We start from the raw sequence: 26,344 nt of genomic DNA on the forward strand, positions 1-26,344 counted from the left end.
TGACGAGTCAGCTCTTGCCCATGCACTCCTCGATATAGAACCAGCGCTCGTCGCCCGCGAGGCCCTTGGCCTTCACGTCCTTGCGGCACTCCTTGAGCTTCGGCTTGTTGGCGCTCCATTTAGCCTTCATGTCCTTGAGCTTCTGCGCGGTCAGCTTGAGCTTGCCGGGCTTGGCCTCGGTCGCGGCCGGCGGCGTTCCGGCCGGTGCCGCGGCGGTCTGCGCGGAAGCGGATTGCAGGGCGCCGGCGACGAGCAGCACGGCGGCGGCACAAACGAGTTGGCGAACCATCGAATTCCCCCAGGGATAATTTAAACAATCGAAATGAGCGGCGGGAGCGCGCAGGCCGCGCTCCCGCTCTTGTTGAATGTGCGCGATCAGAAGATCTTCACCGCGCTCTCCAGCGTCTTCCAGACGCCCCAAGCGAGCGGCACGCCGACGAAGGCCCAGAACATCGCGGCATTGGCGTCCAAACCGCCCTTGCCGATGCCGAACGAGCCGTGCTGGATCGATGCCTCGCTCTTCGCACTGGCCGCCTGCAATCTGGCGACCTCCTCCTGGCTCATGTTCCACTTCGGATCGACCGGCTTGATCATGTAGTTGCAGATCAGACCGGCGATCAGCATGGCGCACAGGATGTACATCGTCGTGTTGTAGAGCTGATCGCGTGGCACGCCCGCCGCGAGCTGGAACTCGCGGATGTAGTTGACCACCACGGGGCCGATGATGCCGGCGGTCGACCAGGCCGTCAGCAGCCGGCCATGGATGGCGCCGACGAACTGGGTTCCGAACATGTCGGCCAGATAGGCCGGCACCGTCGCGAAGCCGCCGCCGTACATCGACAGGATGATGCCGAAGCCCAGCACGAACAGCAATTTCGAGCCCATCGCCGCGAAGGTGGGTGCCAGCGCGTAGAGTGCGATGCCGAGGATGAAGAACGTGTAGTAGGTGTTCTTGCGGCCCATGAGATCCGACATCGAGGCCCAGAAGAAGCGGCCGCCGATATTGAACAGCGACAGCAGGCCGGCAAAGCCCGCGGCGATCGCTGCGATCGCGGCCTTCTGTTCACCCGAAAGCTGGCCGAAGGTCAGCTCCGGATGCCCGATCAGCTTGCCGGCGAAGATCTCCTGGAGCATGGGCGAGGCCATGCCGATCACACCGATGCCCGCCGAGACGTTCAAGCAGAGCACCCACCAGATCAGCCAGAATTGCGGCGTCTTGTGCGCGTTGTTGAGGTGCACATGGTGCTCGGTGATCATCGACTTCTTCTCGCTCGGCGGCGTCCAGCCCTCGGGCTGCCAGCCGGGCGGCGTCACGCGATACGAAAAGGCGCCGATCGTCATGAAGACGAAATAGATCACCCCCATCACGACGAAGGTCTGCCAGACGCCGACGTCCGACGCGCTCTTGAAGTAGTTGATCAAGAGATTGGCGAGCGGCGCACCGATCATCGCGCCACCGCCGAAGCCCATGATGGCCATGCCCGTCGCCATGCCGCGGCGATCGGGGAACCATTTGATCAGCGTCGACACCGGCGAAATGTAGCCGAGGCCAAGCCCGACGCCACCGATGACGCCGGCCCCGAGCCACATGATCCAGAGTTGATGGACGTAGATGCCGAACGCGCCGATCAGGAGGCCTCCCCCCCAGCACAGCGCCGCAACGAAGCCTGCCTTGCGCGGGCCGGCCCGCTCGAGCCAGCCGCCCCAGATCGCGGCGGAGACGCCGAGCAGGACGAAGAACAGCGTGTACATCCAGCCGAGGCTGGCGACCTTCCAGTCGCAAGTCGTGGTGAAGAGCTCCTGCCACAGCGAGATGTCGGCGCAGGCCTTGCTCTGCGAGATGCCGATCGCCCGCGACAGCGGCAGCCAGAACACCGAGAAGCCGTAGGCCATGCCGATGCACAGATGGATGCACAGCGCGGCCGGCGGCACCAGCCAGCGATTGAACCCGGCCTTCGCGATCGTGCGTTCACGATCGAGGAAGCCGGAAGCACCAACCGGTGCATAAACGGTATCGGCAGTCGTCATAAGCATTTCCTCCCAGCGCGGCCTTGCCGGCACATCGGTTTGAGACCGGCCGTGCGCATGCTTGGCAGCCGCGCATGACCGGTCGGACTTCATGCCGAAGTGGAATCGTCTGGCGCGCATCGCCTCGCGTGCGCCGAGCAAGCAACTGATCGCGAGCGATGTCCCTTCGGCTCGCAAGCAGCGTTGCAGTGACGGCTATCGCGCCCTCATCCCCCTCAACACCCTGTCTCGGGGTGAGCAATGGGCGTGCCAGAAGCCGCATCGTGACGATTCAACGACTTCCCGCAGCGCAATGCGCCGCGCCGGACAGAATGTCCCAAATCCCAGGACAAAATGTCCAATCAGGTCGCTTCCGGCAGCCACATGGTGAATGTACTTCCGGAACCGAGGTGGCTTTCGGCCGTGATCTGTCCGCCCTGGCGCTTGATCAGCGTCTGGCTGATGGAGAGGCCGAGCCCGGTGCCCTGCCGCCGTTTGGTCGTGTAGAAGGGGTCGAAGATCTTCTCGATCACCTCAGCGCTCATGCCGATGCCGGTATCGGCGACCTCGATGGCGACGCCTTGATGGCCGTCGCGCTCGGCATCGAAGGAGCGGAGCGTCAGGGTTCCGCCGTCCGGCATGGCGTGGATCGCGTTGACGATGAGATTGACCAGCACCTGCTGCAGCTCGTTCCGGTTCATCAGCACCAGCCGATTGGCGCGGTCGTCCCTGACCACCGCGATCTCGGTCTTGTTCAGAAGATGTTGCACCAGCGGCAGACAGTCGGAGATGACGCTTGCCGGCGCATGGCGCTCGACATAGCCGGCATATTCCTCCGGCCGTGCAAACTGCAGCAGCTTGGTCACGATCTGGCTGATGCGGTGAATCTGCTCGTCGAGCAGGCGAAACTCGACCTTGGCCTTGTCGGCATCGGCTCCGAACACGCTGCGGATGACGTCGAGGTTGCCCTGCATCACCGCGATCGGATTGTTGATCTCGTGGGCGACGCCCGCGGTGATCTCGCCGATCGCAGCCAGCTTCTCGGACATGATGAGCTGCTTGGTGGTCGCCTCGAGCTTGAGATTGGCGTGCTCGAGGTCCCGGGTGCGCTCCAGCACGCGGACGTTAAGCTCCTCGTTCCACTCCCGCAGCTGTCGGTCGCGTTCCTGGATCTGGTCGAGCAGGCCGTCGAGATGAACAGCGACGCGGCCGATCTCGTCGCCCGACACCGGCATCTTGGTGCGAGCGGACAGGTTTCCGCGCTCCACCTCAGCGATCGTCGCGGTGACGCGCTCCAGCGGCATGAAGATGGAGGTCGCCCAGCGCAGGAAGATCGGGACGGTCGCGGCGGTGATCGCGATGAATGCCGCGATGATGATCAACAATGTCTGGTATTTGGCTTCGCTGAACGGCTTCTCCAGAAAGCCGACATAGAGCATGCCGACCCGCTTGCCATAGCTGTCGACCAGCGGCTCGTAAGCGGAGATGTACCAGTCATTGACCACGAAGGCGCTATCGAGCCAGGTGCGCCCCTCGCCCAGCACGGCCGAGCGCACCGCCGCCGACACCCGGGTGCCGAGCGCGCGCCGTCCCTCGAACAGGCGGACGTTGGTCGAGATCCGGACGTCGTCCAGGAACAGCGTCGCGGTACCCTGGCTGCCCTCCGGCAGGCTCGCCGCGCGATAGACCAGATCGTTGATCGTGTCGATGAATTCGAGATTCTGGTTGAGCAGCGTGCCGCCGACCAGCGCCGCGGCGCGACCGTCGGGCAGCATCGCCCGACTTGCCGCATGCACGACCATGCCGCGCGTCTCCGTGCTGCGGTCGGTCGGCACCGCGTTGGGGGTCGGCACGAGGTCCAATCGCGCGCGCTCGGCCAGGGCCGGTGAAATTGCGGCGAGCTCGTCATTGCCGAAAATGTCGACGCCCGTCGCAGCGACCTCGCCCGACAGCGCCGCCATGATGATCGGCCAGTCAAGTCTCGGTTGATGCTGCAGCGGCGGCGATGAGGCCAGCACCTCGCCGCGATCGTTGGTCAGATACAGGAAGTCGAGACCGATTTCCTTGCGGGTCTCGTCGAGCAGATCCCGTAAGGAGCCGCGCGCATCCGGCGCCAGCACCTCGTGGAAGCGGGCCGACAGGCCGAGCGCCCGGATCTGGACGCCGGTCTTTTCCAGGATGCGGGCGAGATATTGGTGGGCGATAGTGAGATCGCCGTTCACCTTGGAGATCAGGGTCGCGTCGAATTTCGCGTTCCAGCGATAGATCGCGACGCCGAGCAGGAGCGGCAGGATGACCAGCATCGGCAGCAAAGCGATCGCGAGCAGCCGGAAGCGGACGGAGCGTCCCCGCACGAACTCGCCGCTGCGGCCGGCACCATCAGACATCCCACAACGCGCATTTGCGGTCGATGGTCTTGCGCGAGATACCGAGGCGCCGAGCCGCCTCCTCGCGATTGCCGTTGACCTCCTTCAGCACGCCGAGGATGTGACGGCGCTCGAGCTCGGCAAGACTGTCGGCGGGCGCCGACTGACCGTCGTTGCGGGAACCGGCGAAATCGTCGGGGAAAGCGCCGAGGATCAGCGTGCGCTCGATCAGATTGCGCAACTCCCGCACGTTGCCTGGCCAGTCATAGCTTGCGAGCGCCGCCCGCACCGAGGCGTCGATCGGCACCGGCGGCATGCCGAGCTGAGCCGACAGCTTGCTCATGAAGATGCTGGCAAGCTCCTGCACGTCATCGCCGCGATCCTTCAGGAGCGGCAAATGGATCTGCATCACGTTGAGCCGGTAGAACAGATCGGCTCGGAAACGCCCCCTCTCGACCTCCTTCTGAAGCTCGGCATTGGTCGCGAAGATGAAGCGCAGGTCGACCGGAACTTCGCGCTCGGAGCCGACCGGACGGACGCGGCGGTCTTCGAGCACGCGGAGCAGCTTGCTCTGCATCGGCAGCGGCAGCTCCCCGATCTCGTCGAGGAACAGCGTGCCGCCATGGGCATACAGGAACAGGCCCTCGCGCCCCGAATCGGCGCCGGTGAAGGCGCCCTTGATGTGTCCGAACAGCTCGGCCTCGATCATGTCGGGCGGGATCGCCGCGCAATTCACGGGCACGAACGGCTTGTCCGCGCGGTCGGACAGCGAGTGGATCGAGCGCGCCGCCACTTCCTTGCCGGTGCCGGATGCGCCGGTGAGGAGGACCGAGGTCGGCAGGCGCGCGACGCGTGCGATGGTCTCACGCACACGCAGTGTCGCCGCCGACTGTCCGATCAGATTGTCGCGCAGAAAGGCGCGGTCGGACGAGGCACGCAAAGCATAGCGCAGGACATAATTCTCGCGCTGGAGGCGGACACGGTCGAGGCATCGCGCCACGGCATTGAGGATCTGGTTGGAGCGGAACGGCTTGAGCACGAAATCGGCCGCACCCGCGCGCAGGGCCTGGATCGCGGTGTCGAGGTCGGCATAGGCGGTAATCAGGATGGCGTCGGCGAAAAAGCCGACGGCGCGCTGCTCGGCGAGCCAATCGACGCCATTCTTGCCTGGCATGATGTTGTCGAGAATGACGACGTCGTAGCGGTTGGAATCGAGCTTGCGCGAGGCTTGGTCGGTATCGGCCGCCTCGTCCACCAGCTTGCAGCGCGGTCCAAGCGTGCGCACCAGGAAATTGCGCATGCCCGGCTCGTCGTCGACGATCAGGATGGAGGCCTGCGCCAACGCGCCGAACTCCGGCCCTGCAGCCGTCTTGCCGGGCTTGACGGCAGGCTCGCGGCCCGCCGCGGGAGTTGCGGCTGCGCTTGCCCTCGATGTTGAGAAAGTCATGCCCGACGTCTTAGGTTTGAGATCATCCACCGCAACGATCGGCGCCTTTCGCATTGCAGCGAAGCTCCGGCCGTTTCCCCCGCGGGGGTATCATAGTCAAACGTCGCCGCCGTGAATATTCGCCTTTCTACGGGGCGTCGCCCTTTTCGACCAGGAACACGATGCGCGCGTCGTTGCGCTCGGTGATCTCGACCTTGTCGCCGGTCTCGCGGATCAGATTCGGAATGTCAATCACCGACAGCGGATCGGTGCAGTGAACCTCGAGCTGATCGCCGGGTTGCAATGGCTTGAGCGCCTTGCGCGTCTTCAGGGCGGGCAGCGGGCATTTCAGTCCGGTGAGATCGAGCGTCGTTCTGGTCATGGGCGCAACATGGCGGGACGAAACGATGGCGTCAACGCAAGGCCCCTAGAGCAGATCGGCGTAGGGCAAAAAGCCTACATCCTGCCCGGGCTCGACGGCCGTGATGCTCTCACCGAGTTCGACGAGGCCGTCGGTCTCGACCAGCGAGGACAAAAGCCCCGCTCCCTCGCGCGGAAACTTGATGGCTTCGAGCCGGCCGTCCTGCGCGCGTCGCAGCGAGGCGCGCACATATTCACGCCGGCCCGCCTTCTTCTTGTAGGTAAACGCGGCGCGCAACGGGATCGGCGTCAACGGCTCCGGCAGGCCGCCCGCCAGCGCCAGCACTGTCGGCCGCACCACATGGACGAATGTCACGAAACTCGCGACGGGATTGCCGGGCAATCCGATCAGCGGCGTGCCGTCGATGATCCCCATCGCCACGGGCCGGCCGGGCTTGATCGCCATCCGCCACAGCACCAGCGAGCCGATGCTCTCGACCGCGGCCTTGACGTGGTCCTCCTCGCCGGTCGAGACACCGCCGGTGGTGAGGATCAGGTCGTGGCGCCCTGCCACCTGCTTCAGGCCGCTCGCGAGCGAGGTACGCTCGTCGCGCAGAATGCCGAGGTCGCTGACCTCGCAGCCGAGCCGGCGCAGCATCGCCATCAGCATGAAGCGATTGGAATCGAACAGCTGCGAGGGCGCGCGCGGCTCACCGGGCGAGGCCAGCTCGTCACCGGTCGAGAACACCGCAACGCGAATGCGCCTGACCATGTCGAGGCTGGTCAGACCGAACGCTGCCGCGAGCGCGACGTGTTGCGGCCGCAAGCGCTGGCCCGCGGGCAGCGCAACTCGTCCCTGGGGGATGTCCTCGCCCGCGGGCCGGACATTGGCTCCAGGCTTCAGTCCCGGCGGCAGCACGATCCTGCCGGCCTCATCGATGCGGACATCTTCCTGCATGAAGACGGTCTTCGCATCCGGCGGCATCGGCGCGCCCGTGAAGATGCGCGCGGTGTGGCCGGGCTTGATCGGTGCTTGCGCAAGGCCGCCCGCCGGAATGCGGCCATCGAGTGGGAACGCCCGCTCCACGCCTTGCGGAAGATCGGCATCGCGCACGGCGTAGCCGTCGACGGCGGAGTTGGTGAAGGGCGGCAACGGCAGCGGCGCCACGACGTCGCGCGCCAGCACGCGCCCGTCTGCATCGGTGAGCCTCACCGTCTCCAGATCGGCGATCGCGTTGACGCGCGTCGTGATCAGGCCCACGGCCTCGTCGACCGACATCATCGGGCCGCCGAAGGCAAAGCAATCGTCCGACAGTTGCGCCATGGTGCCTCGTCAGCGTATTGCGGCGCTCTTCGCCACCACCTCCTCGACCGGCATCGCCGCGCGCAGCAGCAATGCCGCAGCAGCGTCGATATCGTCGAGATGGACAGTCGGCAGCCGCGTGTCAATGGCGGCATCGGTCGCGATGCCGGCAATGCCGGGATCGTCGGGAAACAGCAGCGGTTTGCCGTTCGCCGCGCGATGGACCTCGATCTTGCGATGCGGCTCGCGCTTGAAACCCTCGACCACGACGAGATCAACGGCGGAAAGCTTGCCCAATAGTTCCGGCAGCCGCGGCTCAGCCGCGCCGCGCAATTCGTGCATCAGGGCCCAGCGGTTTGACGACGCAACCAGCACCTCGGCCGCACCGGCCTCGCGATGCCGCCAGGAATCCTTGCCGGGCACGTCGACGTCGAACTGGTGATGCGCATGCTTGATCACCGAGACGCGCAGGCCTTGCGCGTTGAAATGCGGAATCAGGCGGGCCAACAGCGTGGTCTTGCCAGCACCGCTCCAGCCTGCAAGGCCGATGACTTTCATTCCAGCTCTCTCTTCGCAACCGGCGACCGCCGATGGAACCTTCGGTCCATCCCCGTCATTGCGAGGAGCCCTTGCGACGAAGCAATCCAGACTGCCACCGCGGAGATAGTCTGGATTGCTTCGCTGCGCTCGCAATGACCAGGAGGCATTTTACCCATTCCCGATCATGCTTATATCGGCTTGAGCGGAATGTCATGCTAACCTCGCGGCCATGATGAAGATCGACAAAGCTCCGGTGCCCCTGATCGTCCCCAATCCGGACGACCCACGCCTGACCCAGAGCGTGACCGGGACTGACCAGACCGGTGCCAGGGTCGAGATCAAGGTGCCAATGGAGCGGCCTCTGACGCTCTACCTGAATGCCCAGGAGATCGTCACCATGATGACGATCGGCGACTATCCGGAATATCTGGCGCTCGGCTATCTCTTGAACCAGAACATGCTGAAATATAATGACGCGGTCACCGAGGTCGAATACGACGACGACCTCCAGGTGGTCGTGGTGCGCACCGAACATCACACCAATTTCGAAGCCAAGCTGAAGAAGCGAACGCAGACCTCGGGGTGCGCGCAAGGTACCGCTTTCGGCGATCTGTTAGAGGCCGTCGAAAGCGTCGCGCTGCCGAAGGCGGAGCTGCGCACATCCTGGCTGTACCAGATGACGCAGACCATCAACACGATGCCCTCGCTCTATCTCGAAGCCGGTGCGATCCACGGCTGCGTGCTGTGCAAGGAGGGCACCCCGCTCTGCTACACCGAGGATGTCGGCCGCCACAATGCCGTCGACAAGATCGCCGGCTGGATGTATCGCCACGGCGTCGACCCCAGCGACAAGATCCTCTACACCACCGGGCGTCTCACCTCGGAGATGGTGATCAAGACGGTGCGCATGGGCATTCCGATCCTGGTGTCGCGCTCCGGCTTCACCGCCTGGGGCGTCGATCTCGCACGCCAGGTCGGTCTGACGCTGGTCGGCCGCACCCGCGGCAAGCGCTTCATCGTCCTCGCGGGCGAGGAGCGCATCGTCTACGACCAGGACCTCGCTTACGTCGAGGAGGAATCGGCGAAGCACAAGCGCAAGGGTGAAGCTGGTGACGACTGAATTTCCGGCCACGCAAGGTGTGCTGCTCGCCGGCGGTCTCGCCCGCCGCATGGGCGGCGGCGACAAGCCGATGCGCACCATCGGCGGCCGCACCATTTTGGAACGCGTGATCGCGCGCCTGAAGCCTCAATGCAGTGGGTTGATCCTCAATGCCAACGGCGATCCCGCGCGTTTCGCCGCGTTCGGCTTGCCGGTCGTCGCGGACGACGTACCCGGCTTTCCCGGCCCGCTCGCCGGCATCCTTGCCGCGCTCGACTGGACCGCGGCAAATCGGCCGGGCGTCGAATGGGTGCTCAGCGCCGCCGGCGACTGTCCGTTCCTGCCGCGCGATCTGGTCGCCCGCCTGCATGACGCGCGGAGCCGAGAGAACGCGCAGCTCGCGGTTGCCGCATCCGGCGAGCAGTCGCACCCCGTGATCGGCCTGTGGCGGGTCGCCTTGCGCGACCAGCTGCGCCATGCCCTGGTCGTCGAAGACCTCCGCAAGATCGACCGCTGGACCGCCCGCTATCCGCTGGCGACCGTGACGTGGCCGGCCGAGCCACTCGATCCCTTCTTCAACGCCAATACGGTCGAGGACATCGCCGAAGCCGAGCGGCTCGCGGCACTGGATGACGCGGCCTAACGGCCACGAAACGGCGGAGCCCGGCGGCTCGGGCAGCGACAGGATCAATCCGCCAGCGGCGCCTCCCAGGCATCGTAGCCGTAAACCCAGCTCGTATCGGTGCGCTCCTTCAACCAGATGTTCGCGCGCGAGGTTTCCTGCACCCGCGTCGTGCGCGCTTTGCGCGTCGCCTCGAAGCGGCGGAACGCATCCGCGAGCCGGTCGCGATCGACACCTTGGAGGCAACGCGACAGCACCGCAGCATCCTCGATCGCCATGGCCGCGCCTTGCGCCATGTAGGGTGTCATCGGGTGGCAGGCATCGCCGAGCAAAGTCGCCTTGCCGTCGGCCCAACGGTCGAGCGCCTCCCGGTCCATGATCGCCCATTTGTGCACGTCGGGGCAGGCCGCGAGCACTTGGCCGACTTGCGGATGAAAGCCTTCGAACGAGGCGCGCAGGTCGCGCACATCGCCCTTTGCCGACCACGACTCGATGCGGAAGTCCGGTTCGGGCTGGCTGGTGACGAGATAGACCTCGCTGCGATCAGGCTTGACGTAATAGATCACGATGTGGCGGTCCTCGCCCCACCATTTGGTGCAGTCGTCGATCTCTGCGCCTGCGAGCAATGCGGCGGGATAGGTGGTGCGGTAGGCGATGCGGCCGGTGAACCGGGCTGGCGCGGTGTCGAACAGGATATCGCGCACCGCCGAATGCACGCCGTCCGCGCCGACCACGGCATCGGCGACGGCGCTGGTGCCGTCGGCAAAGCTCAGCCGGACGCCATCTGTGGCCTCGTCGAGGCCGACCAGCTTGTGATTGAGCTTCACGAGCTCGGCCGGCACGACGCTCGCCAGTGCCGCATGCAAATCACCGCGATGGGCAAGCAGATAGGGTGCGCCGAATTTCTCTTCCGCGCTCTCCCCAAAAATCATGTCGAACTTGATGTCGCCGCTCTTCCAGTCGCGGTTGTTCCAGGAGCGTGGATAGAAGGAGTGCTCGCGCATCCGCGCTTCCAGTCCCAGCGCACGCAGCACCTTCATCGCGTTGCAGCCGATCTGGATGCCGGCGCCGATGCGGGCGAATTGCGAGGCCTGCTCGTAGACGATGACATTGATACCGACACGTCTCAGCGCCGCGGCGGTCGCAAGCCCGCCCATGCCGGCACCGACGATCGCAACCGAGAGCGGTCTCGCCATCGCGTCCCCTACCCTGTCGCGCGGCTTGAACGCCGCGTCGCCTGTCCTTACGCGGGCCGGAAGCCGGCCTGCTGCAGCGCCGCGCGCGCCTCGTCCGAGCGAAGCGCATCGAGAAAAGCCCGCACTGCCGGCCGGTCTTTGCGCGCCGTCACCAGAGCGAAATCATAATGCTCTTCCGCGAGCGGAATGAAACCGAGGCCGGCCGCATGGGCGACCGGCGCAATGGTCATGCCCCAGTCGGCGCGGTGCTGTGCCACGGCCGCCGCGACAGCGTTGTGCGACCGCGGCTGGTTCCAATAACCCTCGGGGCGCGCACCGCCGAGCAGACGGTCGATCAGGATGCGCGTGCCAGCACCCTGGTTGCGGTTGACCATGATGCAGGCGGGATCTTTGAGCGCGGCGGCGACCGCCTCCCTCGCATCAAGGCCCTCGAAACGTTGGTCGCCCTTGCGGAAGACGATGCCCTGCATCCGCCGCCAGCCCGGCACGAGTTCGAGTCCCTCGACGAGATAGGGCGAGTTGTAGGTCTCGCTCTTGTCGTCGAACAGATGGATCGGCGCGAGATCGCATTCGCCGCGCTTGGCCGCCGCGAGGCCGCCAAGACTGCCGACGGCGATCGAGCGCACGGCGAGACCGACATGCGCGAGCCCAGCGGTGACGAGATCGAGGCCCGTGCAATGGCTGCCGATAATGACGAGATCGGGCACGCGCACGTGCGGCGTGAACAGCGTCACCTCGGTTTCGGTGCCGGCCGGCATCTGGTCGGCGAGCGCATCGATGCGCAGAAAGCCGTCGGCCTGCGCGAAGGACGTGATCGCGCCGGAGCCTTTGCCGGAGGGATAGGCGATCAGGCGATGCCGCCCCTCGACCAGCGAGACCATGACGAACTCGGTGCGGCCGAGCTCGGACGCAATGCGCACCGGCACGGTCGCGCTCACCTTGGCATCCGAGCGCGGCGGCAGCCCGGCCAGCTTGCGCAGCACCGGCACGATCATGTCGTGGAAAGTGAACATCGCCGAGGTCGGAAAGCCCGGCAGGATCACCACTGGCTTGCCGTCGCACACCGCAAGGCACAGCGGCTTGCCGGGCTTGAGCGCAACACCATGCGCGATGATGCCGGGCTCGCCGAGCCGGCCGATAATGCGATGGGATAGGTCGCCGGCGCCTTTCGAGGTGCCGCCTGACAGCACCAGCATGTCGGCATCGGCGAGCGCGCCGCGCATGGCAGCTTCGAGCCTGGCTTCATCGTCGGGAATCGCACCCAGAAAGACCGCCTCGCCACCATTCTCGTCGATCGCGGCCGCGACGATGGCGCCGTTGGTGTCGTAGATCGCGGCGGGCGGAAGAGCCCCGCCGGGCTGAACCAGTTCATCGCCGGTCGAGATCACGGCCACAAGCGGCTTGCGCGCGACCTTCACCTCGGCGATGCCGCAAGCCGCCAGCATGCCGATCTCGCGCGAGCCTATGATGGTGCCGGCACGCAGCAGCGCCTCGCCGCACGCAATGTCGGATCCGGCGTAGGACACGAATTGCCCGGGAGACGTGGCGCGACGAACCTCGATTGCATCCGACCCCGCCGGCTGGGTGTGCTCGACCATGACGACGGCGTCGGCGCCACGCGGCAGCGGACCGCCGGTGGCGATCGGCGTTGCGGTTCCCGCCGCCACCTGCAGCGCCGGCGCAGTGCCGCAGTGAATGGTCTCGCCGTTCAGCGCAAGGCGCACGGCCGCGCCTTCCCCGGCCGCCGCAAGGTCGGCGGCGCGCACGGCGAAACCGTCGACATTGGAGCGGTCGAACGGGGGCACGTCGATTGGCGCCGTGATGTCTTCGGCAAGCGCTTTACCGAGCGCATCGGCGAGCTTGCGCGTTTGGCACGGAAGCGCGCGTGGAAACAGCGCCGCCTCGAAGCGCGCCAGCGCCTCCTCGCGCGAGAGGATCTTGAGGAATTGCTCCTGTTCGAGCACGCTGCGATCTGGCGGTTTTGGGATCATCGTCATGCCGGAACTGATATCACTCCCGGATTAGATAAGCATCGACCGGCTCACCTGCCGCAAATCCCTCGTGATTGCCGGGAATGAGCAACCATGCATCCGCACGGGCAATCGCCTGAAGCGGCCATTCGCCCACGGCAAGCGGCCTCCACGTCTTATGTTCCTCAGCCAGTAGCACCATTTCGGCGATGCCAACGCCGGAGGCAATCTTGCGAGATAGCGGCAAGGTGATCTGACGGCGCGGCTGTCGCGCCGACAGGCGATCGACCAGCGGAAGCACGAGCGCGAACCACGCCGAGAGCGCCTGATCCGATGAACCGGGCAAGGCGACGGCGGGAACCCTGCCGAGCCGTGCGACTGCGGCGGTGCGTCCGGGCTGAAGCGCGAAACCATGAGCAAGCACCTCGCCGCGCTCGGCCAGTGCCGTGACGGCTGCGTCGTGGCAACCGACGCCGCTGCCGCCGATCGTCACGACAAGGTCGCAGGCGTCATCGGCGAGGGCCTCCGCGATCGATGCCGCAGCACGCGTGCCGGCTTCATGCATCTCCACGTGCAGTCCCGCTGCGCGCGCGATCTCGGCAATCAAATGAGCCGTCGTCGTCGCACCGGGCACATTGATGAGACGCAACCGCGGCCGGCGCACGCTCAGCTTGCCGACACCTGCAACGCGCGCGAGCAGCAGAGTGGCAGGGGTGACCGGACGCCCCTCTGCCACAACGGCTGTACGTTCTCCGATATCGCTGCCGGCGCGCCTGACGCCCTGCCCCGGCACGCCTTCCGCAAGCACCTGCACGAGCGGCCCCGACACTTCCACCGCATCGGCATCGAGCACACAATCGCATCCCGCCGGCATCGCATCGCCAGCCTCGACCCATGCCGGCATTCGTGTCAGAGGCAGCGGCGAGTAAGAGGAGGCGCCGACGAGGTCATTGGCGCGGAGCGCCCAGCCGTCCGTGGCGGCAATGTCGTGCGGCGGATGGGCCGCAAGCAGCGGAGTGCCCGCCGCAATGCACCCGGCTGCGTCGAGCAGTGGCAACTCCACCGGTGCAAGCGGCTCGAGCCCGTTCAACAACGCGGCGAGCGCGGTGTCGAGCGGTGTCAGCGATGGCGGCAGGCGCTGGGTCATGCGCCATGATGGACCATGCATCGCCCGGTTTGGCAACCGCCGGCGGTGCGGGCCTCAACCGCCTGACCTGTCCGAATTCGGGAAGAACAGCTGCTGCCCGTCGACCTTGTAGCCGGCGATCGCGGCCTGCCCCTCCGGCGAGGTCAGCCAATCGATGAAGGTCTGCGCGAGATCCTTCTTCACGTTCGGAAACTTCTCGGGATTCACCAGCATCACGCCATACTGATTGAGCAGCCGCCGGTCGCCTTCGACGACGATGTCGAGATCGCCGCGATCCCTGAACGAGATCCAGCTGCCGCGATCCGACAGCACATAGGCATTGGCGGCGCGCGCGGCGTCGAGAGCCGAGGCCATGCCCTGCCCCGCCTCGCGATACCAGGCGCCCTTGGCGCCGGCGATGTCGATGCCGGCGACGATCCAGAGCGCGAGCTCCGCGGCGTGGGTGCCCGACCGATCGCCGCGCGTCACGAACGGCGCGCCCTTGGCTTCGATCGCCTTCAGCGCCGTCACGATGTCCTTGCCCTTCACCGCCGCGGGATCGCTCTTCGGCCCGATCAGCACATAGTCGTTGTACATCACGTCGAAACGCTTCACGCCAAACCCGTCGGCGACGAATTTCTCCTCCTGCGGCCGCGCATGCATCAGCACGACGTCGGCCTCGCCTCTTCGCGGTCCGTTGAGCACCTCGTCGGCGCGCCGCGCGATCACGGTCACCTCGATGCCGGTCTTGTCGTGGAAGATCGGCAGCAGATAGTCGAGCAGGCCGGATTCCTGTGTCGCCGTCGTCGTGGCGAGGACGATGCTACGGTCCTCTGCGGATGACGCCGCAACGCCCGCGATGAGGCCGCAAAAGAGCGCGAATACAACGAACAGGCGGCCCATGATCAGGTTCCCACTGGCTAAGACGCGATCATGATGAGGATTGATTGCGCCCCACTCGTGACGGGCTTGCGCCGCCTAGCCGGGAAATTTCGGCAACGCCGGAGCGCCTTCCGGATCGTTCACCAAAGCAAAAACTGAGCGTGCGGATGTGTTGCAAAGCAGCGAGATGATCGGGCATGGTTCCGCTGACAGAATTGAAATGCAGAATTCCACCTGCGTCGAACGTCAAAAAGAAGCAAGAATTTGCATAGGAATGCAGGATGGAATTCCTGACGACCAGCGAAGCCGCCGACTATCTTCGGCTCGGCGAACGCAAGCTCTACGAACTCGTCACCACCGGCGCGATCCCCTGCACCAAGGTGACCGGAAAATGGCTCTTCCCGCGGCACGAACTCGATCTCTGGGTGCTGTCGGGCCTCGCGCGTCCGGCCGGCATGCTGATCGCGGAGCCGCCGCCGGTGGTGGGCGGCAGCCAGGACGAACTCTTGGATTGGAGCCTGCGCGAATCCGGCTCGGGCCTGGGATCGATGAGCGAGGGCAGCCTGCGCGGGCTCGAGCGCCTGCAGCGCAACGAGGTGATGGCGGCAGCGGTGCACTTCCACGGCCGGGATGCTTCCGACGATCTCGCCGTCGATGCCAGCATCGAAGCGCTGCGCGCCGCTCCCGACCTGCATGATGCGGTGCTGGTGGCGTTCGTGCGCCGCGAGCAGGGGCTTGTGCTGCCGCAAGGCAATCCCAAGCACCTGCACGGCCTGACCGACGTGCTCGCGCTCGGCGCCAGGATGGCGATGCGCCAACAGGGCACCGGCGCGCAGATGCTGCTCGACATGCTGCTGAAGCGCGCAGGCGCCTCGACGCGGGATTTGCGCCGGATCGAGCCGCCGGCCCTGACCGGGCCGGACCTCGTCGAGATCGTCCGCGCCGGCCAGGCCGATTGCGGCATCGCGACGCGCGCCACCGCCCGCTCGGCGGGTCTGGATTTCGTGCCGCTGGTCTGGGAGAACTTTGATCTTGCGATGCGGCAGCGCAGCTATTTCCGCCCCGCCATGCAGGCCCTGCTCCGGTTTCTCTCCGAAAGGCGCCTGCGCCAGCGCGCCGAGGAGCTGACCGGCTATGATCCCTCGCCAGCAGGGCAGATCCGGTTCGCAGCCTGACATTGACGCCCGCCCCCAAATAGTTGCAAAAGAAACCAATTCAGCCGGGGGCACACCCGGGGCAACGCCGGCCAACGCGCCGGATCAGGGGAGGAGACACGTGAATCCAACGAGATTTGGACTACCGATCGCGGCCGCGTTGGCGGCAACGCTGATGTCGGGCGCCGCAATGGCGCAGCTTTCCGACGACGTCGTCAAGATCGGCGTGCTCACCGACATGAACGGTCCGGCCTCCGCGCCGACCGGCCAGGGCTCGGTGACGGCGGCGCAGATGGCGATCGACGATTTCGGCGGCACCGTGCTCGGCAAGCCGATCAGCGTCGTGGTCGGCGATCATCAGCTCAAGGCCGACATCGGCGCCTCGCTCGCGCGGCGCTGGTTCGATGTCGAGCAGGTCGACTTGATCGTCGACGTGCCGGTCTCGGCGGTCGGGCTCGCGGTGCAGAACATCGCCAACGAGAAGAAGCGGCTGTTCATCACCCACTCCACCGGCACCGCGGACTTCCACGGCAAGTTCTGCTCGCCTTACGCGATCCAGTGGGTGTTCGACACCCGCGCGCTCGCGGTCGGCACGGCGGACGCGGTGGTGAAGCGTGGCGGCGACAGCTGGTTCTTCATCACCGACGATTACGCCTTCGGCCATTCGCTGGAGCGCGACGCGTCCGCCGTCGTCACCGCCAATGGCGGCAAGGTGCTGGGCTCGGTGCGGCCGCCGCTGGCAACGCCGGACCTGTCCTCCTTCGTGCTGCAGGCGCAGGCCTCCAAGGCCAAGATCATCGGCATCGCCGCAGGCCCCCCCAACAACATGAACGAGATCAAGACCGGCTCGGAGTTCGGCGTGTTCAAGGGCGGCCAGCAGATGGCCGCGCTGCTGGCGCTGATCACCGACATCCACGGCCTCGGCCTGCAGGCGGCGCAAGGCCTGTTGCTGACCACCTCGTTCTATTGGGACATGGACGACAAGACTCGCGAATGGTCGAAGCGCTACTTGGCCAAGATGAACAAGATGCCCTCGATGTGGCAGGCCGGCGTCTATTCGAGCGTGATGCACTATCTCAACGCGATCAAGGAAACCGGCACCGATGATCCGCTCAAGGTCGCCGCCAAGATGCGCGAAAAGCCGATCGAGGATTTCTTCGCCCGCAACGGCCGCTTGCGGGAGGACAATCTGATGGTCCACGACCTCTGGCTGGTGCAGGTGAAGACGCCGGAAGAGAGCAAATATCCGTGGGATTATTACAAGATCCTCACCACGATCTCCGGCGACAAGGCGTTCGGCCCGCCGGACCCGGCCTGCGCGATGGTGAAGAAGTGAGATTGGCGAGCGGCGAATAGGGAGTAGCGAATGGATTAACTCCATTCGCTACTCACTACTCACCACTCGCCACTCGCTATTTCACCACCCCGATCTCGCGAAAATACTTCATCGCGCCGGGATGGATCAGCTCCGGCCTTGGCGCGGCGGCGACCGTGTTCGCCGCCGTGGTCTCGCAGGCCTGGACGAGCTTCTTGCAGAAATTTGCCTCACTGCCGTGCAGCGTCTTTGCGAGGCGATAGGCAACATCGTCAGGCAAATCCTCGCGCGTCAGCACAAAGCTCCAGGAGCCGAGCGAGGCGATCGGCGCGTCCTGCTTCGGATAGCTATTCGCCGGCACCAGCAGCGGCTTCAGGAAGGAATGCTTGGCGCGGATGCGCGTCATCTCGTCGGCGGTCGGCGCGATGAAGCGCGCGCCTGACGCGCTCGAGGCGACCGCCGCAAAGCCGGGCCAGCCGATGCCGGCGCCCCACAGCGCGGCGACCCGGCCGTCCTCGACCATCGCGGGGCCATCGCCGGCGCGATCGAGATAGACGGCCTTGAAGTCCTCGTCCTGCTTCAGGCCGATGCCGTCCAGCACGTAGCGCGCCAGGATCGGCAGGCCAGAGCCCTTGGCGCCGAACGCGATCGGCTGGCCGATGAGATCGCGGATGGTCTTGTAGGGACTGTGCGCGCGCACCACGAACATGCCGGGATTGGAATAAATCGCCGTCAGGATCTTGAGCCGAACCGGCGCGCGGCCGATGCCGGCGAAGGCCTCATAGGCCGGCTCGCCCGCGACCAGCGCGAGATCGAGCTCGCCTTTCTCCAGAAGCGGGATGTTCTCGTTGCTGCCCTTGGTGTTGCGGGGCGCGATCGAGATTTGCGGATCGGCTGCGTTCATTACCTCCGCAAAGGCGTTGCCATAGAGCGGAAAGCCGCCGCCGGGCGTCGCGGTGCCAAGACTGATCGTGTGGCTGAGTGTCGTGGTCGGAATGGCGTTGCCTCCGGTCTGAGCAGCAGCGGGGCTGACGAGCAGCGCTGCGGCGAGAACGATAATCGCGAATCTCATGGTCGTCCCTGACGGGCCTGCGTCAACACCGACTTGCGGCGATGTAGGCAGCCGCCCGATTTTGTGAAAGCATGCCCCTAACGACAATAATGCAATGGGAGGCGTCATGTTGCGAATTTTGCGGTGCGGTGTTTTCGGGCTCGCAGTCCTTACAGGTCTTTTCAGCGCCACGCCTCCCGCCTCCGCCGCCTATCCCGACCGCCCCGTGCACTGGCTGATTGGATTTGCCGCCGGCGGCCCGGTCGACATCGTGGCGCGGATCATGGCGCAGTGGCTGTCGGACCATCTCGGCCAGCAATTCATCGTCGAGAACCGCACCGGCTCCGGCGGCAACATCGCCGCCGCCGCCGCGATCAACTCACCGCCGGACGGCTACACGCTGCTGTTCGTCGCGCCCAACAACGCGATCTCGACCTCGCTCTACAAGAAGCTGCCGTTCGACTTCCTGCGCGACACCACCCCCGTGGCCAGCATCATGCAGCTCACCAACATGCTCGTCGTCTCCAACGCGTTCCCGGCCAAGACGGTTCAGGAGTTCGTCGACTATTGCAAGGCCAATCCCGGCAAGATCTCCTTTGCCTCCTCCGGCAATGGCACCTCGGTGCACATGTCGGCCGAGCTGTTCAAGGTGCTGACCAAGTGCGACATGGTGCACGTGCCCTATCGTGGCTCGGCCATCGCCTTCCCCGACATCATCTCCAACAAGGTGCAGCTGATCTTCGACAATCTGCCGTCGGCCATGGAGCAGGTGAAAGGCGGCACTGTCCGCGCGCTCGGCGTGACCTCGCCGCAGCGCTGGCCGAGCGTGCCCGACGTGCCCGCGATCGCCGAGACCGTGCCGGGCTTCGAATCCGTCGGCTTCTACGGCATCTCCGCGCCGAAGGGCACGCCGCCCGAAGTGATCGAGACGCTCAACAAGGCCGTCGGCGAAGCGCTGAAGGACCCGAAGCTGGTCGCGCGCCTCACCGAGACCGGCGGCATTCCCAAGCCGATGACGCCAGCCGAGTTCGGCAAGCTCGTCGCGGACGAGACCGAGAAGTGGCGCAAGGTGGTGGAGTTCGCCGGGGTCTCGGTGGACTAGCGCCGGGCTAAGCCGCGAGCCTAACATTCGCCGGCAGGACATCGGAGGGGGCGAGGCAGGCCCCCTCCCATCAAAAGTCGCAAACAACCCCATGCACAGTAGACGAGGCCAGCAATTTCAATGAGTTAGCGGACGCAAGAAAAACGACCCTCGGCAGGGCCGTTTGCTTCGTCGGGCAAAACAGGGGTATCCAGGCATCATCGCCAATTTCGGTTATTTGAAAATGACCGCCGATGCCGCTCAGGCGTTTCCGTTCGCCAGAGCCAGCATTGCACCCTCGCCTCCGTCCCTGTAAACGAACCCCGCACCGTTGCCGGCCGCGCAAGTATCGCGAGCCGCCGCGCGGCGGGGCCTGTAGCTCAATGGTTAGAGCCGGCCGCTCATAACGGTCTGGTTGCAGGTTCGAGTCCTGCCGGGCCCACCAGCCTTCGCTCGCCGCTTCGCGAGCTTCGGCTCGGCAAGCCCGTGCCACGAACTCCGAGCGAAGCGAGTGAAGGCTGTCACGCCGAAGCCCGCAGGGCGAAGGCGGACTGGAGTCGACGAAATGCGTTGCCGAGGGTTCGCCGCTTCAGCTCGATGATGAGTTTTGTGCACTCTCACCGTAATCCGAAAGCTCTCTTCAGCCTCCATGGTTTTCAAACCGGCCTCGGTTATTTTGACGACATCGGTCACGCACACCGTGCGCGGCGATGAACATGGCGACGGCCGACCGGCAACCGGACGTTCGACAACCGGCCTCTACACGTGCCCGTTTGGCTGCTCTTCTCCGCCAGTGCCGGATGGCGCTTCCAGGTTGAATGAGTATGATTGAGCATTGCAAAATCAGGAGGGCCAATCATGCCCTTGGACGGCCCCGTTCCGTTTTTCTCCCAAAACGCCGGTCAAAGCGGACCTGAGATCGATGATCCCACAGGTTGTTGGTACGCATGCGCACGAATGATGAGCGTGTACTACGGGGGCCCCTATTCCACACGCAAGGCAGTGCCGGAGCTCGACAACCCGGACGGGACTCATAAGGGGCTGCCGATGGCGGGGCCGGAGTTAAGCACCTTCCTGAGAAATGAAAGATTGGTTCCTGTTACGACACGATTGACTACGCCGGACGATTTCGATGCGGTGCTGACCAACAGCGGGCCGATCATGGTCAATTGGTGGGTCCCTGGTCGCGGCCTTCACGTGTCGGTCATCGTCGGAATCATGGACAAGGACGTCGTCTTCCATGATCCCGCCGTTGGCCCCAATCAGTCGATGTTGGTGACAATGTTGAACCTTCGGCGCACCGGTCCGATGGGCGCCGTAAGCCCAATGTATGTGCGCGACCCAAAGACCACAGGAAGGCGGCCGGTATCAACTCCGAACGAACTCGTTCTCGCATCGGACGGAGTAATTAAGAAATACCCGCTGCCGTGGCCGACGGGCTGGTGGCGCGTGTGGGACGGCGGCACATGGTACTATTACCTCGGCGACAACCGGATCGCGATGTCGAGCAAGACGGCGCCGTCCAATACCCAGCCGCCCGCCAAGACAAAGGTACACAACACCGGCACATGGGTTCGCACCTCGCCGCGGTCGCTCGTGGTCACCTGGAAGCAGGTCGCCGGCGCGCCGAAGAAGTGCGAGGAAACGTTCTGGAACGCGGTTGACGAGAGTGCGAGCGAATGAACGCGACCTCGAATTTGTACTCCCCGCTGGTGGCGACGCGGTTCCGGGCTCCGTGAAATGCGCCGGCCGCGGCGGCCCGGTTGCGCATCGAGCCGATGTGAAGCGTGGTGTCAGGCGTGCGGATCGACCGCCTTGGCAGGGAGCTTTGCCCCAGCTTGATTGGCCAACCGGCCGGCACCTGTGGGGATCAGAAAAGGAGTTGTCGCGGCGTAGGCGGCATATTCGGGAAAAGCCCGCCTCAGGATCCGCTCTTCGTTGATCATCCGTCGGCATTGGATCATCACGATCACGATGGCGAGGAGGACGGCAAGCGGTGAAAGGACCTGGAGTGTCATGCCGACGAGGGCAATCCCCTCGCAGAGATAGAGAGGATGCCGGACGATCCGATAAGGCCCTTTCGTCACAAGGCGCCTGGCTTCCGCTTGAATGCTGAAGGATTTTCCTAACCAGCGGAGCACCACGATAGAGAGCGAGGTACCCACCAGGATCAACGTCGTGGATACAGCCAACCAGATCGGGCCGAGCTCTGCCTTCGAAAAAAATGCGAGGACGATGCTCAAAAAAGTGCCCAGCAAAGCTGAGATCCGCGTCTCGATGCCCTGCGATTTCATGATTGGCGCTAGCCGGGCGATGGTTGTCAGCGCGACGAGGCCGAGGAACAGGATGTTGGCAATTCTGGCCGCAACCGCAAGCCAGCCGTGGAGATTGTCCGGCGGAAGCAGCTGAGGGACGCTGGCGGCGCCTATCAGAGCAGACCCGCCATAAACGATCACGACAATTGCCCTGGCGGTCCAATCCAACCAAGAATTGACGCCGCGCCCGGCAATCTCCTTCCGGGCTATGACCGCCTGGTCGAGTTTGGCGTCAGTCACGGAGCAACCTCGCCTGTTCGAAACGTGCCTCATCAAAGGGCAGGCTGGCGGGGAGGTCAATTGGCCGGCCAGCCACGGCGGTCATGCCGTTCCCTGTGGGTTCCACAGCCTGATCATGGGATCGCATTGAACCCGCTGCTGTCGTGGCGAGACAAACGATGGAAGAAGACCATTAAGAAGTGGTGCTGGCATGCATTTGCACCGATCTGTGACATTGCGTGGTATCCTGTTTTTTGTCGCTGCGCTGATCATCTGTCACCCGGCATGGGCTACGAATCGTGTCGCGCTCGTCATCGGAAACTCGGCCTACAAGAACGCCGCACTGCTTGCCAACCCGGCCAATGATGCTGCGATCGTTGAGGAGACGCTGAAGAAAGCGGGCTTCGACGTCGTCCAGACCCGCACGGATCTTCAGGCTGCCGAGATGCGGCGTGCGCTGCGCGATTTTGCCGATACGGCGCGCGACGCGGATGTCGCCGTCGTCTACTACGCAGGCCACGGCATCGAGCTCGAAGGTACGAACTACCTGATCCCGACGGACGCGACGCTCGAGCGCGATACGGATGTGTACGACGAAGCCTTTTCGCTCGAGCGAGTACTGCTGGCGATCGAGCCGGCACGGCAGCTGCGGCTGGTGATCCTCGATGCTTGCCGCAACAATCCTTTCGCCGATAAGATGAAGCGGACGGTCGGCTCGCGGGCTGTCAGCCGGGGGCTCGCCAGGATCGAACCGGCGACCTCGAATACGCTGGTTGCCTTCGCCGCCAAGGCCGGCTCGACGGCGTCCGACGGTGGCAGCAAGAACAGTCCCTATGCCTCGGCACTGGTGAAATATATCGCCACTCCCGGCATGGACCTGCGCCGGGTGTTCGGCTTCGTCCGCGACGACGTCATGAGGGCGACCGGCAACAAGCAGGAGCCCTATGTCTACGGCACGCTTGGTGGCGACGACGTGCCGCTCGTGCCGGCACCGGCCAAGGAAGCGTCCAAGGAAGCGGCCGCCGCAACGCCTCAACCGGCCCCACCACCGCTGCCTGCAACTCCACCGGTCTCGGCGCGTGCCGAGATTCGTCAGGACTACGAGCTAGCCCTGCAGATCGGCAACAAGGATGCGCTGAACTACTTCCTTGCCCAGTATCCGGACGGCTACTACGCAAATCTGGCCAAGCTGCAGCTCGCCAAGATCGATGCGGAAGACAAGCGCGCCGCCGCAGCCGAAAAGGCGCGCCAGGCCGAGCAGGAGCAGGCGCGACTCGTCAACCAGGGTGCCCAGCAGACGCAACTGGCCAAAGCCGCCTCGGAGCTGAAAGCGGCGCAGGACGCCCGTGTGGAGGCGGAGAAGGCCAAGGAGACCGCGCAGCAATTGGCCGCGCAGGCCGAGCAGCGTCGCCGGGAGGCTGAAATAGCAGTCGCCGCAAAATCGGGCGCTCAGACCCCGTCGCAAGACGCCAACCCGAACTCGGACGCAAAACTGGCCGCGCGGTCGGCGCCACAGACGCCCGCGCCGGCACCGCCGCCCACTCCGCCGTCCAAAGCCGAGCTTGCAAAATCGGTGCAAGCCGAGTTGCGCCGAGTCGGTTGCTTAAGCGGACCGGCCGATGGCGACTGGGACGCGGCCTCGCGGCGTGCGCTCGAGTTGTACAACAAGAATGCCGGCTCCACGCTCGATGCCAAGGCCGCGAGCGCTGAGGCGCTCGAGGCGATCAAGCTCAAATCGGCGCGGGTTTGCCCGCTAGCTTGCAAATCCGGTCAGAGACGCGACGGAGATCAGTGTGTCAAGATCACCTGCGCCGCCGGCTACTTCCTGAATGACGATAATGACTGCGAGAAGCGCAAGGCCCGTCCGACACCATCTGCAAGGCTCGAGCGCCGGTACAGGGACCCCGAAGAGGCTCCGGAACGGCCTGCAAGGCCGCCGAAGCCCGAGGCTAGCGCTAGCGGAGGCGGCGGTGGCGGCATCGGCTTCATTCCGTTCTTTCTGCCCTGAGGATGCTCGGTAGCCGTCGCATACTTCATGCACCTCGTTAGACCCATCTCAAATCGGGCTAACGCATTCCGACAATCGGGTGCCTTACACCGCGAGTGCAAGCGCTTGGAACATGGCTGAAACTGCCGCCGACGCCGCAGCGAGCATGTCGAGGCGCCCGCCTTCTTCATCGCGGCGTGGAAAGGCACAAGGCCGTCAATGACGTCGTAAGTCGATCCAACCACCGCAAGAACCAAATCGTCGGTTTGGCGTTATCCCCGCGCTACGGCACCGTCTCGCGGAGGTCTCATGATGGACAACCAGGATCGGACGGCCTTAGTCCTATCAGCAGTCGCGTTGGCCATCGCCCTTGTGGTTGCATCCACGGTCACGATAGAGCACGTCAACACGCGCACGGCCAGCAACGACACGCCTCCCGGCACGACCGGGCTTGCCAAGCCGCACCCACCGCTGGACCGTGCCGCCGGCGAACCGATACAGACGGTAGGAACGCCGTCTCATTCGAGAATTTGGCAGCGCCCCTGACCGGACGCCAGCCGGCAGGCCGAAGCTCAATCTCGCCAGACAGAATTTGTTCGGCGCGTTTCACGAAATGGGTGAAAACGAAGCGACCTTGACGCGCTGGACATCCAACCTCAAGCAAGAGCGGGAAACATGTCTCGGATGGCTCGCTCGTGCGCCAGCAGGAAGGGGACAACGTCGATGTAGTCGGACAACTGGAAGCTCATGCGGATCATCGAAGCAGCCCCCTTGCCTTGCATGCAAACGCTCCTCCAACAGGAGGAGGCGAGGCGCGACCAATGTGCTATCCTCCAGCCGGAAGCACGAACGGAGACACCCCATGCCAACCAGCGTCAAGCAAATGCTCGAAGCCGCCAACGCCGCGGTCCCCAAGATCTCGTCGGACCAGGCCGCCGAGATGATCAGAAGCGGCAACACGCTCGTCGTCGACGTTCGCGATGCACCGGAGGTCGCCGCCAGCGGCAAGATCGCGGGGGCCGTCAATGTCTCGCGCGGAATGCTGGAATTTCGCGCGGACCCGGAATCGCCCTATCACGACAAGGCGTTCGACAAGGCCAAGACCGTGATCCTCTATTGCGCGTCCGGCGGACGGTCGGCGCTGGCGGGCAAATTGCTGAAGGATATGGGCTACGACAAGGTCTACAATGTCGGCGGCTTCAAGGACTGGACCGGGGCCGTCGAGAAATAGCGATCGCCGGCCAATCGTCGCTGAGGCAAATGCGGCGCGCAGACCATCGATTTTCAAACAGAGCTGCGTGGCCGCGCATCCGCCGCCCTACTCCATCGACGCCGTCTGCCGCCGGCGCAGCTCGGACGGGCTGTGGCCGAACTTGCGGCGAAACACCGTGCTGAAGTGCGATGAGCTGCTGAAGCCGAGGCGATAGGCGATCTCGGTCACCGACAGCGCGCGCAGCTCCGGGCGCATCAGCGCGTCGTAACAACGCTGCAGGCGGCGGTTCAGGATCCATTCCGACACCGACATCTCGGTCGATCGAAACAGATAATGCAGATGCCGGAGCGAGACGCCGTTATTCCTGGCAATCTTCTCCAGCGAGAGATCAGGCTCGGTGAGGTGCTCCTCGATCCAGGCCTTGACCGAGCGCAGCCGCGCCTTGCGGGCAGTGGCGTCCTCCGAGAACTCGTCCTTGTCGCCCATGTCGAGCGCGAGCGCCAGAACGTCCATCAGCTCGTGGCCGAGCCGGCCTCGCGCCGTCTCCTCCAGGCTTGACGCCTCCGAGGCGAGCAGCGCGCAGAACTCGGCGGCGATCCGCCCCAGGCCACGTCCCGTCGCGATCGTCGCCGCCAAGGGCATCTTGCCTTCGGCGAAGCGCGAGGAAAACTCCTTGCGCGGAATTTCCAGATAGAGCGACCGGAATTGGTTCGAGCACTCCAGATCATAGGCATCGGACGCCGAAAAGATCGCGCCGATGCCCGGGCTGGTCGCCAGGGTCTGGCCGGCCTGGAGCACGTCCATGGTGCCCTGTTGCAGAAACTGGACGTAGTAACAATCCTTGTCGAGCTTGGCGATGTGCCGCTCGCGCCGCGATATGCGCTGCTCCGACAGGAAGACGTCGCTCATCGTGACCGGGCCAAATTGCGCCTCGCGGATAAAGCCCTGGTAGTCGGCCGGCTTCACCGCGTTCACGTCGACATGAACGTAGTGATCGCAAATGGCATCCTGCCAGGCCGCAAAGCGCTTGGCGGGATCCAGCTCCTCGGTCGTAAACACCAGATCCATCGGCGGCCCGTTGCAGCAGTTTGGCTGTGCAGCGCACAAAAGCT

23 protein-coding genes and 1 tRNA gene are annotated in these 26,344 nt (G+C 64.9%); 9 read left to right on the forward strand and 15 right to left on the reverse strand.

Annotated elements, in window-relative coordinates:
- Window positions 1-7 precede the first annotated feature (7 nt).
- From XH84_RS24465 to mobB, 7 genes are all read right to left on the reverse strand, one after another.
- Window positions 8-289: a hypothetical protein gene (locus XH84_RS24465; RefSeq protein WP_128916042.1), complete on the reverse strand. Its 282-nt coding sequence runs from the start codon at window positions 287-289 to the stop codon at window positions 8-10.
- Between the two features lie 86 nt (window positions 290-375).
- On the reverse strand, window positions 376-2,028 hold the full coding sequence (locus XH84_RS24470; RefSeq protein ID WP_128916041.1) for an OFA family MFS transporter: 1,653 nt from the start codon (window positions 2,026-2,028) through the stop codon (window positions 376-378).
- 341 nt (window positions 2,029-2,369) lie between these two features.
- Entirely contained in the window at window positions 2,370-4,394 is a 2,025-nt protein-coding gene (locus tag XH84_RS24475; protein ID WP_128916040.1) for a sensor histidine kinase, read from the reverse strand.
- Entirely contained in the window at window positions 4,387-5,820 is a 1,434-nt protein-coding gene (locus XH84_RS24480; RefSeq protein ID WP_128916039.1) for a sigma-54-dependent transcriptional regulator, read from the reverse strand. The genes XH84_RS24475 and XH84_RS24480 overlap by 8 nt, the downstream gene beginning before the upstream one ends.
- Window positions 5,821-5,947: 127 nt before the next feature.
- Entirely contained in the window at window positions 5,948-6,181 is a 234-nt protein-coding gene (locus tag XH84_RS24485) for a sulfurtransferase TusA family protein (RefSeq protein WP_128916038.1), read from the reverse strand.
- Window positions 6,182-6,226: 45 nt separating this feature from the next.
- The gene (locus tag XH84_RS24490) at window positions 6,227-7,483 is read right to left on the reverse strand and encodes a molybdopterin molybdotransferase MoeA (RefSeq protein ID WP_128948506.1); all 1,257 of its coding nucleotides are present in this window, start codon (window positions 7,481-7,483) and stop codon (window positions 6,227-6,229) included.
- A gap of 9 nt (window positions 7,484-7,492) precedes the next feature.
- The gene (gene mobB / locus XH84_RS24495) at window positions 7,493-8,020 is read right to left on the reverse strand and encodes a molybdopterin-guanine dinucleotide biosynthesis protein B (RefSeq protein ID WP_128916036.1); all 528 of its coding nucleotides are present in this window, start codon (window positions 8,018-8,020) and stop codon (window positions 7,493-7,495) included.
- A gap of 211 nt (window positions 8,021-8,231) precedes the next feature.
- Between mobB and fdhD the strand changes: the two genes are divergently transcribed.
- Both fdhD and mobA read left to right on the forward strand, forming a co-directional pair.
- Window positions 8,232-9,122, forward strand: coding sequence for a formate dehydrogenase accessory sulfurtransferase FdhD (gene fdhD, locus XH84_RS24505; RefSeq protein ID WP_128916034.1), 891 nt, complete (start codon window positions 8,232-8,234; stop codon window positions 9,120-9,122).
- Window positions 9,103-9,744: a molybdenum cofactor guanylyltransferase MobA gene (gene mobA, locus XH84_RS24510; RefSeq protein WP_128916033.1), complete on the forward strand. Its 642-nt coding sequence runs from the start codon at window positions 9,103-9,105 to the stop codon at window positions 9,742-9,744. The genes fdhD and mobA overlap by 20 nt, the downstream gene beginning before the upstream one ends.
- A 44-nt stretch (window positions 9,745-9,788) precedes the next feature.
- Here the strand turns inward: mobA and XH84_RS24515 are convergent, their stop codons facing one another.
- Genes XH84_RS24515 through XH84_RS24530 form a run of 4 tightly spaced genes read right to left on the reverse strand, consistent with a single transcriptional unit; the run spans window position 9,789 to window position 14,918 of the window.
- The gene (locus XH84_RS24515; protein WP_128916032.1) at window positions 9,789-10,919 is read right to left on the reverse strand and encodes an FAD-dependent monooxygenase; all 1,131 of its coding nucleotides are present in this window, start codon (window positions 10,917-10,919) and stop codon (window positions 9,789-9,791) included.
- A 47-nt stretch (window positions 10,920-10,966) separates the two neighbouring features.
- Complete coding sequence (locus XH84_RS24520; protein WP_164935802.1) at window positions 10,967-12,916, reverse strand: molybdopterin biosynthesis protein; 1,950 nt, start codon at window positions 12,914-12,916, stop codon at window positions 10,967-10,969.
- Between the two features lie 13 nt (window positions 12,917-12,929).
- A complete protein-coding gene (locus tag XH84_RS24525) occupies window positions 12,930-14,036 on the reverse strand; it encodes a molybdopterin-binding protein (protein ID WP_128916030.1) in 1,107 nt (368 codons plus the stop codon).
- Window positions 14,037-14,090: 54 nt separating this feature from the next.
- On the reverse strand, window positions 14,091-14,918 hold the full coding sequence (locus XH84_RS24530) for an ABC transporter substrate-binding protein (protein WP_128916029.1): 828 nt from the start codon (window positions 14,916-14,918) through the stop codon (window positions 14,091-14,093).
- 260 nt (window positions 14,919-15,178) lie between these two features.
- Here XH84_RS24530 and XH84_RS24535 point away from each other — a divergent pair, with 260 nt between their 5' ends.
- Together XH84_RS24535 and XH84_RS24540 are read left to right on the forward strand one after the other, a co-directional pair.
- Complete coding sequence (locus XH84_RS24535) at window positions 15,179-16,072, forward strand: substrate-binding domain-containing protein (RefSeq protein ID WP_128916028.1); 894 nt, start codon at window positions 15,179-15,181, stop codon at window positions 16,070-16,072.
- A gap of 100 nt (window positions 16,073-16,172) precedes the next feature.
- A complete protein-coding gene (locus XH84_RS24540; protein ID WP_128948507.1) occupies window positions 16,173-17,387 on the forward strand; it encodes an ABC transporter substrate-binding protein in 1,215 nt (404 codons plus the stop codon).
- Window positions 17,388-17,463: 76 nt separating this feature from the next.
- Here the strand turns inward: XH84_RS24540 and XH84_RS24545 are convergent, their stop codons facing one another.
- A complete protein-coding gene (locus XH84_RS24545) occupies window positions 17,464-18,438 on the reverse strand; it encodes a TAXI family TRAP transporter solute-binding subunit (protein ID WP_128916026.1) in 975 nt (324 codons plus the stop codon).
- Window positions 18,439-18,544: 106 nt separating this feature from the next.
- Here XH84_RS24545 and XH84_RS24550 point away from each other — a divergent pair, with 106 nt between their 5' ends.
- From XH84_RS24550 to XH84_RS24560, 3 genes are all read left to right on the forward strand, one after another.
- Window positions 18,545-19,519: a Bug family tripartite tricarboxylate transporter substrate binding protein gene (locus XH84_RS24550; protein WP_128916025.1), complete on the forward strand. Its 975-nt coding sequence runs from the start codon at window positions 18,545-18,547 to the stop codon at window positions 19,517-19,519.
- Between the two features lie 348 nt (window positions 19,520-19,867).
- A tRNA-Ile gene (locus tag XH84_RS24555) sits at window positions 19,868-19,943 on the forward strand.
- A gap of 413 nt (window positions 19,944-20,356) precedes the next feature.
- Window positions 20,357-21,181, forward strand: a complete 825-nt coding sequence (locus XH84_RS24560; protein ID WP_128918633.1) for a papain-like cysteine protease family protein — start codon at window positions 20,357-20,359, stop codon at window positions 21,179-21,181.
- A gap of 110 nt (window positions 21,182-21,291) precedes the next feature.
- On the opposite strand, the gene XH84_RS24565 is transcribed toward XH84_RS24560, so the two are convergent.
- The gene (locus tag XH84_RS24565; RefSeq protein WP_245471841.1) at window positions 21,292-22,053 is read right to left on the reverse strand and encodes a methyltransferase family protein; all 762 of its coding nucleotides are present in this window, start codon (window positions 22,051-22,053) and stop codon (window positions 21,292-21,294) included.
- A 190-nt stretch (window positions 22,054-22,243) separates the two neighbouring features.
- On the opposite strand from XH84_RS24565, the gene XH84_RS24570 reads away from it, so the two are divergent.
- Window positions 22,244-24,040 carry a caspase family protein gene (locus XH84_RS24570; protein ID WP_128948508.1) on the forward strand — a complete coding sequence of 599 codons (1,797 nt, stop codon included), beginning with the start codon at window positions 22,244-22,246 and terminating at the stop codon, window positions 24,038-24,040.
- A gap of 635 nt (window positions 24,041-24,675) precedes the next feature.
- Here XH84_RS24570 and XH84_RS41445 read toward each other — a convergent pair.
- Window positions 24,676-24,801, reverse strand: a complete 126-nt coding sequence (locus tag XH84_RS41445; RefSeq protein ID WP_283811967.1) for a hypothetical protein — start codon at window positions 24,799-24,801, stop codon at window positions 24,676-24,678.
- A gap of 80 nt (window positions 24,802-24,881) precedes the next feature.
- Between XH84_RS41445 and XH84_RS24575 the strand changes: the two genes are divergently transcribed.
- Window positions 24,882-25,250 carry a rhodanese-like domain-containing protein gene (locus XH84_RS24575; RefSeq protein WP_128918635.1) on the forward strand — a complete coding sequence of 123 codons (369 nt, stop codon included), beginning with the start codon at window positions 24,882-24,884 and terminating at the stop codon, window positions 25,248-25,250.
- Between the two features lie 87 nt (window positions 25,251-25,337).
- Here XH84_RS24575 and XH84_RS24580 read toward each other — a convergent pair whose 3' ends face one another.
- Window positions 25,338-26,300, reverse strand: coding sequence for a helix-turn-helix domain-containing protein (locus XH84_RS24580; protein WP_128918636.1), 963 nt, complete (start codon window positions 26,298-26,300; stop codon window positions 25,338-25,340).
- Window positions 26,301-26,344 lie beyond the last annotated feature (44 nt).

It is taken from the genome of Bradyrhizobium nanningense (assembly GCF_004114535.1).
Lineage (GTDB): Bacteria > Pseudomonadota > Alphaproteobacteria > Rhizobiales > Xanthobacteraceae > Bradyrhizobium > Bradyrhizobium nanningense.

Coding starts and splice junctions, on each gene's coding strand:
- XH84_RS41445 (WP_283811967.1), bottom strand. CDS start 24,801: ATGCAAGGCAAGGGGGCTGCTTCGATGATCCGCATGAGCTTCCAGTTG.
- XH84_RS24545 (WP_128916026.1), bottom strand. CDS start 18,438: ATGAGATTCGCGATTATCGTTCTCGCCGCAGCGCTGCTCGTCAGCCCC.
- fdhD (WP_128916034.1), top strand. CDS start 8,232: ATGATGAAGATCGACAAAGCTCCGGTGCCCCTGATCGTCCCCAATCCG.
- XH84_RS24515 (WP_128916032.1), bottom strand. CDS start 10,919: ATGGCGAGACCGCTCTCGGTTGCGATCGTCGGTGCCGGCATGGGCGGG.
- XH84_RS24475 (WP_128916040.1), bottom strand. CDS start 4,394: ATGTCTGATGGTGCCGGCCGCAGCGGCGAGTTCGTGCGGGGACGCTCC.
- XH84_RS24535 (WP_128916028.1), top strand. CDS start 15,179: ATGGAATTCCTGACGACCAGCGAAGCCGCCGACTATCTTCGGCTCGGC.
- XH84_RS24550 (WP_128916025.1), top strand. CDS start 18,545: ATGTTGCGAATTTTGCGGTGCGGTGTTTTCGGGCTCGCAGTCCTTACA.
- XH84_RS24530 (WP_128916029.1), bottom strand. CDS start 14,918: ATGGGCCGCCTGTTCGTTGTATTCGCGCTCTTTTGCGGCCTCATCGCG.
- XH84_RS24575 (WP_128918635.1), top strand. CDS start 24,882: ATGCCAACCAGCGTCAAGCAAATGCTCGAAGCCGCCAACGCCGCGGTC.
- XH84_RS24485 (WP_128916038.1), bottom strand. CDS start 6,181: ATGACCAGAACGACGCTCGATCTCACCGGACTGAAATGCCCGCTGCCC.
- XH84_RS24525 (WP_128916030.1), bottom strand. CDS start 14,036: ATGACCCAGCGCCTGCCGCCATCGCTGACACCGCTCGACACCGCGCTC.
- XH84_RS24490 (WP_128948506.1), bottom strand. CDS start 7,483: ATGGCGCAACTGTCGGACGATTGCTTTGCCTTCGGCGGCCCGATGATG.
- XH84_RS24480 (WP_128916039.1), bottom strand. CDS start 5,820: ATGACTTTCTCAACATCGAGGGCAAGCGCAGCCGCAACTCCCGCGGCG.
- XH84_RS24570 (WP_128948508.1), top strand. CDS start 22,244: ATGCATTTGCACCGATCTGTGACATTGCGTGGTATCCTGTTTTTTGTC.
- mobB (WP_128916036.1), bottom strand. CDS start 8,020: ATGAAAGTCATCGGCCTTGCAGGCTGGAGCGGTGCTGGCAAGACCACG.
- XH84_RS24560 (WP_128918633.1), top strand. CDS start 20,357: ATGCCCTTGGACGGCCCCGTTCCGTTTTTCTCCCAAAACGCCGGTCAA.
- XH84_RS24470 (WP_128916041.1), bottom strand. CDS start 2,028: ATGACGACTGCCGATACCGTTTATGCACCGGTTGGTGCTTCCGGCTTC.
- XH84_RS24580 (WP_128918636.1), bottom strand. CDS start 26,300: ATGGATCTGGTGTTTACGACCGAGGAGCTGGATCCCGCCAAGCGCTTT.
- XH84_RS24520 (WP_164935802.1), bottom strand. CDS start 12,916: ATGACGATGATCCCAAAACCGCCAGATCGCAGCGTGCTCGAACAGGAG.
- XH84_RS24465 (WP_128916042.1), bottom strand. CDS start 289: ATGGTTCGCCAACTCGTTTGTGCCGCCGCCGTGCTGCTCGTCGCCGGC.